Genomic DNA, 12024 nt, shown 5'->3' with positions numbered 1-12024 from the left:
AATATGTTTGCAAGATAGTATTGATAAACCTTCTTAACTCATAAAAAATGTTAAAATTCATCCTGTGGATTGTTGCGCTATTCGTAGTACTGGGCATTGTGTACTTTGTCGGGCCGAAAGTTCCGGAAGCAAAGCTTACTCCGGTTTTGCCAACGATCACCTCTGATTTACCGAAACTGGAAGAGGAAGTCAAGAAAGCTGAAAAAGCCACGCCGAATCTGAAACCGGATAATGAGGCGCGCATTATTTGGGCTGACAGTTCCAAAAAGGAAAAAACGCCTTATAGCATTGTGTACATTCACGGATTCGGGGCCAGCTGGGCAGAGGGTGATCCGATACATAAGGATCTTGCAAAAAGATACGGCGCTAATTTATATCTGTCGCGTATGTACGATGCCGGTATCGCCGATACGAATGCTTTGGAGGATCTTACCCCGGCTAACTTTATGGCAGGAGCAAAAAGAGCTTTGGCAATCGGAAAGGCGATCGGGGATAGTGTAATTGTAATCGGAACCTCGGCGGGAGGTCTTCTTACTGTTTACCTCGCAGCGACACATCCGGAGATTAAAGGAGTTGTGCTTTATTCGCCGTGTATCAAGGTGGCCAATTCCACACTCAAACTGATAACCGGCCCGTGGGGCAAGCAAATCCTGCACAATGTGATCGGAGAACATAATGTATCAAAGGATAGTATACCGGAACGTGCGAATTTCTGGCTGCAGGGCTACCATACCAATGGCTTGGTTACATTGCAGCAAATGATGGATGCGATCTCGCGCCCCGAAGTTTTTGCGCAGATCAAGCAGCCGATTTTTGTGGGATATTATTACAAAAATGAAGAAGAGCAGGATAAAGTAGTTTCGGTTAAGGCCATTCAGGATATGTTTCCATTGCTGGGAACGCCTGACGAGTTAAAAGTTGAAAAAGCATTCCCGGAAAGTGGCGATCACGTGATCGGGTCCAGATTGCGTTCCAAAGATGTAAAAGGCGTTTATGATGCGACAGACCAGTTTTTTCAGGAAAAGCTTCATTTGAAACCAGTAGAAAAACTCGTTTTGCAACCTTGAACAGGTAGCCGGCAAATTTCAGATCAGGCATTGAATCTGGTTTAACCCGCTAAAAATGCTTTACTTTGCCGCCCTAAACGGACAGATCCTAATTAATCTACAATAAAAAGGAAAACATGGCTTACGGTTTATTAAAAGGAAAAAGAGGAATTATCTCAGGGGCATTGGACGAAAACTCAATCGCCTGGAAAGTAGCGTTAAAGGCAAAAGAAGAAGGTGCTATATTCACATTGACCAACGCCCCCATCGCGATGAGAATGGGTGCTATCAATGAATTGGCTAAACAGTGCGACGCTCAGATCATTCCTGCCGACGCTACTTCTGTTGAAGATATTGAAAACCTGTATACTCAGTCGATGGAGATTTTGGGAGGCAAGATCGACTTCGTTCTGCACTCCATTGGTATGTCCGTAAACGTGCGTAAAGGCAAGGCATATGGCGACCTTAACTACGAATGGTTCCAGAAAGGCCTGGATATTTCTGCGTTATCACTGCACAAATTTTTGCAGGTAGGCGAAAAACTGGATGCTATCAATGATTGGGGATCAGTTGTGGCATTATCCTACATTGCGGCTCAGCGTACCTACTCTTTCTACAGCGATATGGCCGAGGCAAAAGCATTGCTTGAAAGCATTGCGCGCAGCTATGGGTACCGTTACGGAAAAGCAAAAAATGTAAGGGTTAATACCATTTCACAATCGCCTACCAAAACGAAAGCGGGATCCGGTATCGAAGGATTTGACGCATTCTATGATTTTGCTCAAAAAATGAGCCCGCTGGGCAATGCTACCGCGGACGATTGCGCCAATTATGCCATTACATTGTTCTCCGACCTCACCCGTTTCGTGACAATGCAAAATCTGTTTCATGACGGGGGCTATTCGTCAACCGGTATTTCGGAAGAATTGGTTGAAATGATACAAGCCCAGCACAAATAGGTTCAGCAATAAATATTAAGACGAAAATCCCTTCAAGGCACGTGTTTTGAAGGGATTTTCTTTTTTTTATTAAAATATATCTACCGTACGTCCGTTTGGCGTTGTGTGATATTTGTGAACCAATTAGTTTCGCTAAATTATTTCAATCTATGAATCCTCAAAGAAATCACCCCCTTTTCAGAAAAAATTCAATGCATCAAAAGTTAGTGCTGCTATCGGGAATGTTACTTGCCCTTGCTTCCTGCGGGAGTGACAAGGAAGCCACCAAGGCCGTGGCCGACGCGCCGGTTTATACATTGGTGTTTATGGATAAAACACAAAGTGTGCACGTGGATAAAAACTATGTCAATGATAAGTACCGCCAGGCGCTGACCGACATTGTTGAAGGTAACATGAAAAATAAGGGAGATAAGCTGGAAGTATATTTTATCCACGAAAACACCTCCAAAGCCAGAGCGTTGTCGCTGGCTGTCAGAAGTGAGAAGGATAATGCAGACGGTGCCAACGCAACGGATCTGGAAGGTATCGAAACGGCATTCCAGTTGTCATTGCAGAAGGAAAAGAGCATTTACCTCCGACAGCTTTTGGCCAAGTTGAACCAGCAGAACACAGGTGCTTCCAATCTGTCAACAGACATTTGGGCGAGCTTACCAGTCATTGCCAAGGCGGGTGAAAGTGGCGCGCAGGTGAAGGTTTATTATTTCAGCGATATGATTGAAAGTGTAAAAGGCTCGGACAGAAGGGATTTTCACATTAATCCGCCCAAAAGCGATTCACAGGCAGAAGAAGAAGCTAAGGCTGATATGAAAAAGTTGGAAAAGTATGCGATCGGCTCACCGCAGGTTACGATCATTTCTCCCTTCGAACCCACCGCATCAACCAAAGAAAATAACCCGCACGTTACACATTACTGGCAGACCCTTTTTCAGGAACTGGGAGGAGTTAGTATAGAGGAACTTTGAGCTAAATATTTTGAAGTGCTTTCAAATTTTCAGAAACGTCAAAAATAGCTGCAATGGGAATTTGAAAGCCCTCCACTACAAAGCTCTTTACATTGCCGACAGCAGACTTAAGGATCAGCTGATGTTCTTCTCCGAATAGATGGTATTGTTCGATTGTCTTGTCTTTCGGATCAACAATCCAATATTCTTCGATTTTATGAGCCTGATAATCTTTAAACTTCACGCCACGGTCGCGGACTTCTGTTGAGCTGGAAAGTATTTCAATGATGAGATCAGGTGCTGGAAACAGCATTTGTTCGTCCGTGAATTGCGTCGATTTTTCCTGACGAAAAAAGCAAATGTCTGGCTCATAATCATTGCGTGTCAGCGAAATCATAAGCTTTTCAAATCCTACAAAACCTAGTTGCTCTCTGGCAACATATATATTTAAAAGGTTAAGTAATAATCCGGTTGCCAAATTATGTCGTAACATCACTGGTGAATGCATTACGACTTCACCATTGATAAATTCAGCCTTGTCGTCTTCGGTAATATCGTCGTAAAATTTCGACCGAATTTCCTTCTCTTTATCCAACGCGGCTTGAACAGCCTGTACAATCAAGTAAGCATCCGGTCTGTCCAAAATTTTAGAAAAAATGCGGCGGCCCATGTCCTTCGTCAAAAGTTGTGTCTCCAAATTTAATAAAGTTTAAGTGTAAAGAAAGTTATTCCCAGGGTTACCCAGCCCAATTCTCCCGATCGAGACTACGATATTGAATAGCTTCCGCCAGGTGCTCAACTTTAATATCATCACTTCCTGCCAGGTCGGCGATGGTTCTTGAAACTTTTAAAATGCGGTCGTAAGCACGCGCGGAAAGGCCGAGTCGTTCCATTGCTTTGCGTAACAGGGCCTTGCCGACATCTTCAATCACACAGATCTCTTTCACCATTTCAGGCGTCATCATGGCATTGGAATAAATTTCTTTTTTGTCTTTGAACCGCTCCGTCTGGCGTTTTCTAGCCTGAATGACCCTTTCGCGGATCTGTTCGCTGCTTTCAGACTTTCGTGTTGAAGCGATCTGGTCAAATGAAACAGGCGTCACCTCGACGTGAAGATCAATGCGATCCAGTAGTGGTCCGCTGATTTTGTTGAGGTATTTTTGAACAACACCCGGTCCGCAGACACAGTTTTTCTCGGGATGATTATAATAGCCACATGGGCAAGGGTTCATACTCGCAATCAGCATGAAATTGGATGGAAATTCGACCGTCATTTTTGCCCTGGAAATGGCCACTTTTCGTTCCTCCAATGGTTGGCGCATTACTTCCAATACCGATCTTTTGAATTCAGGAAGCTCGTCAAGAAAAAGTACGCCATTATGAGCCAGGGAGATTTCTCCCGGTTGCGGAAAGCTGCCTCCCCCCACCAAAGCAACATCACTGATGGAATGATGCGGAGAGCGAAATGGTCGTCTTGAAACCAGCGTGGCCTTCTTGCCTAACTTCCCTGCTACCGAATGGATTTTGGTCGTCTCCAATGCTTCGGGCAGGCTCAGCGGCGGAAGTATGCTAGGAATGCGCTTGGCCAGCATCGTTTTTCCAGAACCCGGCGGACCGATCATGATCGCATTGTGCCCACCGGCAGCGGTTATTTCCAGCGCACGCTTGATGTTTTCCTGCCCCTGGACGTGTTCAAAATCAGCGTCATACTCATTTTGGGAGGTGAAAAATATATCACGAGTATCGATCGTCAAAGGCTCAATGGCCAGCTTTCCTTCAAAAAAAGCAATGGCTTCGGTGAGCGTTTCTACCGGTATTACATCCATGTTGTTGACAATAGCAGCCTCATGTGCGTTTTCGGCAGGTAAAACAAAGCCCTTGAATCCGCGCTTTCGCGCTTCGATCGCAATGGGCAGTACGCCTTTAATCGGCCTGAGAATACCGTCCAGCGACAGCTCGCCCATGATTATGTAGTCTTCAAGATTACGTTCAGGGGTAATTTGTTCGGAGGAAAGCAGCGTACAAAGCGCAATGGGTAGGTCGTAGGCGGAGCCTTCTTTGCGGATATCAGCTGGCGCCAGGTTGACGACCAGCTTTTGGCGGGGCATTTTGTATCCGAAGTATTTGAGGGAGGCTTCTACCCGTTGCTGGCTTTCTTTGACCGCACTGTCGGCAAGGCCAACCATGTAAAAACCAAGTCCCTGGCCGACATTTACTTCAACGGTAATCACAGTGGCATCCACGCCGAAGACGGCACTTCCGTAAGTTTTAGCTAACATTTGTGTGTGTTATGAGTAATAAGTACTAACAAGATTTGGCAAAAATAGCAGGAAATCGGAGAAACAAATCATTAAAATAAGATTGCTTGCCGATCCGCGGAATGATCCCTATTTTATCATCAAATTGGCAATATTCACTCATGAAAAAACTGTTTGTACTTCTCTTTTTCCTGCTAGCCCTTCAAGGGACAGCCCAAAAAATGGCTAAAACTTTGACCGGTAAGACCATTTGTATTGATCCCGGACATGGAGGTACGGCGCTGACAGACAGTTATAGAGTAGGACCTTCCGGCGAACGTGAAGAATGGATTAATTTGCGGGTAGGGCTGATGCTTCAAAAAATGCTGGAAGAAAAAGGAGCCAAAGTGTTGATTACCAGGACTGAGGATAAAGTTGTGTCTCTGCCTGACCGGGCCAAACTCGCTGTTGAAAACAAGGCAGACCTGTTTGTTTCGATCCATCATAATGCGACGGCGGACTCGTCGGTTAATTTTCCGATCATTTATTTTCACGGGAATGCCTCCGAGAATGTAGCCAGCGTCGATTTTGGAAGGAAACTGGCAGCGGGTTTATTAAAACATTTACATCAGCCTAATGCGCCGGTTTCGCTGGTATCCGACTTCACCATTTTTGCGGAGGCGGGTGCTTCCGTTTTGCGTAATACCTACGGCATTCCAGGTGTTCTGGCAGAAGCATCGTTTTTTACAAATGCGGCCGAAGAGCAAAAATTGAAAAACGAAGCACATAACCGCCAGGAAGCGCTAGCTTACACTGAGGCGATCGAAGCATTTTTCTCAAAGCCTGTTGAAAAAATCGCCGCTAAAAACAGCATTGTTCCCGTCATCCCTCCTTTCAAGGTATTTCAAGAAGCGGAACGCATGACGCCGATCGCCAAACGTTGGAAGCAAGACTTTGCAGAGGCACAAACATTGTTCTCAAAGAAGGATACGGCGTCGCTTTCGCAGGCATATGACCTTTTCACGCGTTCCGTGCGCTCATTTCCTGATTCTTATGTAGCTGCCGAATGTCACACGAACCGTGCTGCGATTTTGAAAATGCGAGGTCAATCAAAAGAGGCGGAACAGGAAGCGCAGCGGGCAAGAGAGTATTATGTTGTTTTTCCCAAAAAATAGCTCTTCATTTTTTGTACGATATCATTCGGAAATGTCCGCTTTTGAACAAATAAATTTTTAATTTTATATGTAAATAATTGATATATAGAGGTATCAATTATTTGGCATAATAATTTTTGCTGTTCAACGGTAAACAACACGATCGGATATGTTCAAAAACTACTTCAAAGTTGCTCTTCGCAATCTCTGGCGAAACCGGACTACGAGTTTGGTCAGTATTGCGGGGTTATCTGTGGGTCTTGCGAGCGGAATTGTGATTTTTCTGTTGGTAGGTTACCTGTTCAGCTTTAACCGTTATCATTCCAAAGCAGACCGTATTCATTGGATAGTGACCGACATTATCGGCGACCAAACCCAGCATACCGATGTGACGCCGCGTCCGCTTGGTGAAGTACTTAGGAATGAATATCCGTTTGTCGAAAGTGCGGTGAGGCTTAACAATCTTTTCGGAATGGTCATCAGCATTCCGGACGGTATAGGGGGCTTTGCTAAAAAATTCGAGGAATCACGAAACATTTGCTTTACGGAGCCTCAATTTTTCGAGGTTTTTGACACACAATGGGTGGAAGGAAAAGCCACTGATGCATTGAAAAGCCCCAATTCAGTCGTGCTCTCCCGCGACTATGCGGTGAAGTATTTCGGACAGGAAAACGTAGTGGGCAAGATCCTTCGTTTTGACAATAAAACGGACGTTACCGTGACGGGTATCATTGAAAACCCTCCTGCCAATACCCAGCTTCGCTACGATGTTCTGGTGTCTTACAGCACATTGCCTGCACTAAACAAAGATCCTGGCATGCTGAATGTGTGGGCAGAGCCATCTACGATGTGCTGGGTAGCTTTGAAAAAAGGCAATGATTTGCCCAAATTGATCAATGCATTGGCTCAAACGGGGAAGAAATATTACGCACAGGAAGAGGCAAAAATGTATGGTTTCCATACGATTCCGTTAAGCGAAATGTTCCATACACCCGGCTACGGACCCGCCCCCCGCCCAATCCTGTATGCGCTGATCGCGGTTGGCTTATTTTTGGTTCTGGCTGCTTGTGTGAATTTTATCAACCTCTCCACAGCACAGGCGATCAAACGATCGAAAGAAGTGGGTGTTCGCAAGACAATGGGCAGTACGCGACGCCAGCTGATCGGCCAGTTTATGACCGAAACGGCTTTGCTTTGTTTAGCCGCGTTCGCATTGGCTTTGATCATTACACAGCTCAATTTACCGATGCTGAACAATGCATTGTCGATGCTTCATGCCAATATTTCCGTTATTAATCTTTTTCATCCCAATGCATTGTTCTGGTTTGGAGGGCTGATAGTGGGAGTGATTGTATTGGCAGGATTATACCCGGCAGCCGTGATTGCACGTTTCAATCCGATAGCTGCATTGAAAGGGAAGCTGACTACGCAAAAGGCTGGCAAAGTATCGGTCCGCAAAAGTCTGGTAGTGGTTCAATTCTTTGTCAACCAGCTTTTTATCATTGGGGTTATTGTCATGTCCGCCCAGGTGAAATACTTGAAAACGGCTGATCCAGGCTTTAAAAAAGATGCCATACTAACCGTTCGCATTCCTCCTGCCGGAGTTAATAAACAGCAAACTTTACGCGACCAGCTGGCGGCAATAAAAGGTGTTGAAAAGCTCACATTAGGTGCAGAGCCACCAATGTCGCAGATGCAGAATAATGAACCGTTTGTGTTTGATCATCGCTCCGAAAGAGAGAAGTTTCCGGTGCGCGTAAGAGTAGGCGACATGAGTTTCGTGCCGGTTTTTGGATTGACAATAATGGCCGGTCGTAATTTCATTTCCAATGATTCAACGCGGAATGAGGTGCTTGTGAACGAGACAATGCTTAAGCAATTGGGCATAGCCAGTCACGAGGCAATTCTTGGGAGGAGTATGAAGGTTTTGGGGCAGGAGAAAATTATTGTAGGTGTCGTCAAGGATTTCAATGTAGATGCGCTGAGTGAAGGTATTCCGCCCGCCGCGATCGTTAATGAAAGCAGGGCAAATACAATGGCCGCCATTAAAATCAGTCCTGCTGGCGTGCCTCAAACTCTTAGGGACATTGAAAATACATGGAACAAGCTTTTTCCGGAAAGTGTCTACAACGCCGGTTTTTTGGACGATCAGATGGAGTCGTTTTATGCGACTGAAAACATTCTGCTGGGCCTAATCCAGGTATTTTCTGTCATTGCTATTCTCATTGGCTGCCTTGGATTGTACGGGTTGGTCACCTTCATGGCCGAGTCGAGATCAAAGGAAATAGGGGTCAGGAAAGTGCTAGGGGCGACGAAAAATCAGTTACTATGGATTTTTGGAAAGGAATTTACAAGGTTAATGCTGATAGGATTTGTAGTGGCCGCTCCATTGGGCTGGTTTGTGATGCAAAACTGGCTGCGGGGATACGCTTATAAAATCAATCTGGGCTGGTGGGTTTTTGCATTAACAGCCGGACTGGTAGCATTGATCACGTTATTGACCATTGCATTTCAATCGGTAAGAGCTGCCCGTATGAATCCTGTGAAAAGTTTGCGGACGGAGTAAGACTTGGTAAGTCTCCCAGACTTGCCAAGTCTCTCTAAAAGTCTACTCCACCACCGCCGACACGCAAATGTAAGTAGGAATGATCCCGGTAGCCCTGATCCGCACTTCCGCGTCTTCCGCCTGTGTATTCCCAGTCAAAACCAGGGCAGTATCCAGCCCGAATTTATTCCCGCCTAAAATGTCGGTATGCAGTGTGTCGCCCACCATCAGAATGTCCCTTTTATCGACATTGGGATAATTTTTAATGTGCTGGTAAGCAAATATAAACATCTGAGGATCAGGCTTTCCGAAGCGGATAAACTGTCGGCCGATCGTATCTTCGATCATTTTGGCCAATGCACCAACGGCGATCGATAAACGGCTCTTGGAAGCAGGGTAGGTTTTATCGGTATTGGCGACAATCACCGGAATATTACGTTTACGAAGCAGGTTAAGCGTTTTTGTCAAATCCGTATTCCAGTCAAAACCTTCGTCGTCGAGAAATACTAGGGCATTCACGTCGCTTACGGCATTAAGATCCAACTCTCTGATTGACAGTGTTTTTATATCTGATGTTTCAATGTAATGTGCCGAATTATCTGTTCCAAGATATGCCACGATCCCTTTCCTCACTTTGAGGTCCAGGTACTCCCTGGCAAGCATACCGGAAGAAATAATGCGGTCGGGCGTTACATCATTAATACCCAGTTTTACGTAGCTTTCGGCCAGTTGCTCCGGGCTCCTGGAAGCGTCATTGGTCACGACATAGAAATCCTTTTGGGTCTCTCTCAGATACGCAAAAGTGTTCTCTATTCCCGGTATGAGGCCATTATAGGTTTTCAGAACACCGAAAGCGTCGAAGAAAATAACATCGTACTTGGATATTACTGATTTAAAATTGTCGAGGATCATAGTAATTGGTGTCTTGGAGTGTAAAAGAAATGGAGGGCCAACTCGCTATAAGTTCAGTACTCTCAGGATTTTCTCTTCGTCAAAACCATCTATCGAAGGAAAATAGAGCTCATATGCTTCTTTTTGCAGCTTGGTACAGTATGACCTGTGGAAGAAATATTTACCGTATTTGATCACATAATTCAAAATAAAGAAGCGGTAAGCCTCTTTCATAAACCGGACCTCTCTTTCCGTCAATGGATAAACTTTGTGGTACTCCTGAAGAAAAATCATAAAGCGATCTTCCATCAATGGGCCCATGAGATAGCTGAACACCGTGCGGTCCCCGACATTGGAACAAACACGACTAAAAAAGTAGAAATCCATAACCCGCGAAGAAACCCTGAACCAATCGTAATCCCAGCGTGAAAACAATTTCATGTCGTCGGTCACCGAAAAGTTGCCAATATTCCAGTCCACAAAAACAGGCATAAGATCAAAAGAACTCACATTAAGCCGCTGGATATTCTTCATGAAAATATCGCATTGCTTTTTCAAAATATGGATAAAACCGCGATGCTCGTATTGGCCGGTGTCCGTTTCGAGAATGTCAAGCAAATGCTGAATATCTGTGCGCAGGTTCTTGGACGATTTCGGAATTGATTTCCCCGCCCTGAAACAAGCCAGGTGAAACTTAGCTGCTTCGGTACCCAGTTTCCGGATCTGATCCTCATTGAGCCGCTTAGGAAGCCGGTTCATAGCCCTGATCGGATTATAAAACACCACCCAGGTGTCCACAAAATCTTCCTGGTAGCGATAGGTATAGACCTGGTTATTTTTTACAAGAGACTTGGCGAGCACATTTTCAAAGGGGTACAACAGGTTGTTGGAAAGGGTTTGAATGATCCGGTGGTCTTCTTTGAAATGTTCATATTTCCCGAAATAGGAAAGCTTGGCCACGACCTTATCATCATTGTCCAGCGTTACCCTGAATACGTGATTGGTTGATACTTTGGCACTGATATCCTCCACAAATTTCACTCCGATGGAATTATCAAAACCTGCCCAGGCTTGGCGGATAATTTCGGGATAATCTTTTAAGCGCATTACTGATTTTGCATTAGGCCTTGCAGCATGTTGATGTTAAGCTACTGAGGGAAATTATACAGAAAGTCAAAGGTAGCAACTTCGCGGGAGCGGAATACGGTACCTGGACTGTCAGAATAAAAAAATAATCCCATAATTTTGTAAAAACTTACCTTTCAGATTTTGTTTTACTATTTCTCGCGTTTCCTGGTTCGTCTGGCACTACCTATTTACTTAAAAAAGCTTTGTGTTGCCAATTTTGATAAACTTCCCAAAGGTGCGCCACTCATGCTGGCCTCCAATCATCCGGATTCATTTTTTGATGCTGTTGTAATAGGCTCTGTATTGGAGCAGCCTATTCATACATTGACCCGTGGTGATGTTTTCAAAAAACCTGCGGCGGCTTTCTGGCTCAGGCAGATTAACCTCATTCCGGTGTTCAGAGGGTCGGAAGGGCGGCAGTATGTTAAAAATCACGATGTTACCGCTCAGGAAAGCCATGATGCGCTGAAAAAAGGTGACGCGGTAGTTGTATTCTCAGAGGGAATATGTGTGAATGAATGGCGATTACGGCCATTGGGGAAAGGTACCGCCCGCATGGCCTACAAAATCTGGTATGGCGATGATCCATTGAAAAGTATGAAAGTGATTCCCACCGGCCTCAATTATGAGCATTTCCGCGGTCCCGGGAAACGTGTTTCATTGCGTTTTGGAGAAGAAATCGGTCACGAGGATATCCAAACCAGCCCGCAGGATTACGAGAAATGGCTCCGGGAATTCAATGACATCCTCGACCGGAAAATGAATAATGAAATTCTGACGATACCAGACGATTTGTCTCAAACGGCGAAAAAAGACAGACTGAATGCTTTCTTCGGAAATTGTACTGTCGCTGAGCGGAGTAATCCGTTGCTTAAAGCGATCGGTTCTATCGGACGCTTGATTCACAAGCCGTTGTATTCATTTTTTGTCAAGAAAACAGCCAAACTGACGGCTAGATCGGTCTTTTATGATTCGGTACTATTTGGAATGCTCATGTACTTGTACCCGACCATTGTTGCGCTACTCGCGATCGTCGTAGGTATCATCGCGGGCTGGCCTGTGGGACTGGGACTATTCCTTGCATTGCCTTTGCTAGCTTGGATTGGGGCCAGGTATCGGTAAA

General features: G+C 45.1%; 10 protein-coding genes. 6 read left to right on the top strand and 4 right to left on the bottom strand.

What is annotated here, in order from left to right:
• Positions 1-47 precede the first annotated feature (47 nt).
• The 3 genes from ON006_RS24235 (at position 48) to ON006_RS24225 (ending at position 2967) form a co-directional block, all read left to right on the top strand.
• Positions 48-1067 carry an alpha/beta hydrolase gene (locus tag ON006_RS24235; RefSeq protein WP_244822603.1) on the top strand — a complete coding sequence of 340 codons (1020 nt, stop codon included), beginning with the start codon at positions 48-50 and terminating at the stop codon, positions 1065-1067.
• A 116-nt stretch (positions 1068-1183) separates the two neighbouring features.
• Positions 1184-2005: an enoyl-ACP reductase FabI gene (locus ON006_RS24230; protein WP_244822602.1), complete on the top strand. Its 822-nt coding sequence runs from the start codon at positions 1184-1186 to the stop codon at positions 2003-2005.
• A gap of 191 nt (positions 2006-2196) precedes the next feature.
• Positions 2197-2967: a hypothetical protein gene (locus tag ON006_RS24225; RefSeq protein ID WP_244822601.1), complete on the top strand. Its 771-nt coding sequence runs from the start codon at positions 2197-2199 to the stop codon at positions 2965-2967.
• A gap of 1 nt (position 2968) precedes the next feature.
• Here ON006_RS24225 and ON006_RS24220 read toward each other — a convergent pair whose 3' ends face one another.
• Together ON006_RS24220 and ON006_RS24215 are read right to left on the bottom strand one after the other, a co-directional pair.
• Positions 2969-3616, bottom strand: coding sequence for a Uma2 family endonuclease (locus ON006_RS24220; RefSeq protein WP_244822600.1), 648 nt, complete (start codon positions 3614-3616; stop codon positions 2969-2971).
• A gap of 67 nt (positions 3617-3683) precedes the next feature.
• On the bottom strand, positions 3684-5225 hold the full coding sequence (locus ON006_RS24215; protein ID WP_244822599.1) for a YifB family Mg chelatase-like AAA ATPase: 1542 nt from the start codon (positions 5223-5225) through the stop codon (positions 3684-3686).
• A gap of 140 nt (positions 5226-5365) precedes the next feature.
• Here ON006_RS24215 and ON006_RS24210 point away from each other — a divergent pair, with 140 nt between their 5' ends.
• The gene (locus ON006_RS24210; protein ID WP_267609912.1) at positions 5366-6358 is read left to right on the top strand and encodes an N-acetylmuramoyl-L-alanine amidase family protein; all 993 of its coding nucleotides are present in this window, start codon (positions 5366-5368) and stop codon (positions 6356-6358) included.
• Between the two features lie 148 nt (positions 6359-6506).
• Positions 6507-8903, top strand: a complete 2397-nt coding sequence (locus ON006_RS24205) for an FtsX-like permease family protein (protein WP_244822597.1) — start codon at positions 6507-6509, stop codon at positions 8901-8903.
• Between the two features lie 42 nt (positions 8904-8945).
• Here ON006_RS24205 and ON006_RS24200 read toward each other — a convergent pair whose 3' ends face one another.
• Entirely contained in the window at positions 8946-9794 is an 849-nt protein-coding gene (locus ON006_RS24200) for a TIGR01459 family HAD-type hydrolase (protein ID WP_244822596.1), read from the bottom strand.
• A gap of 45 nt (positions 9795-9839) precedes the next feature.
• Positions 9840-10880 (bottom strand): aminoglycoside phosphotransferase/kinase family protein, encoded by a 1041-nt coding sequence (locus ON006_RS24195; RefSeq protein ID WP_244822595.1) that lies wholly within the window; start codon positions 10878-10880, stop codon positions 9840-9842.
• Between the two features lie 162 nt (positions 10881-11042).
• Between ON006_RS24195 and ON006_RS24190 the strand changes: the two genes are divergently transcribed.
• On the top strand, positions 11043-12023 hold the full coding sequence (locus tag ON006_RS24190) for a 1-acyl-sn-glycerol-3-phosphate acyltransferase (protein ID WP_244822594.1): 981 nt from the start codon (positions 11043-11045) through the stop codon (positions 12021-12023).
• The last annotated feature ends 1 nt before the right edge of the window (position 12024 follow it).

This window comes from Dyadobacter pollutisoli (genome assembly GCF_026625565.1).
In the GTDB taxonomy this organism is placed as follows: Bacteria; Bacteroidota; Bacteroidia; order Cytophagales; family Spirosomataceae; genus Dyadobacter; species Dyadobacter pollutisoli.
This window is presented reverse-complemented; position numbering and strand designations above follow the sequence as displayed.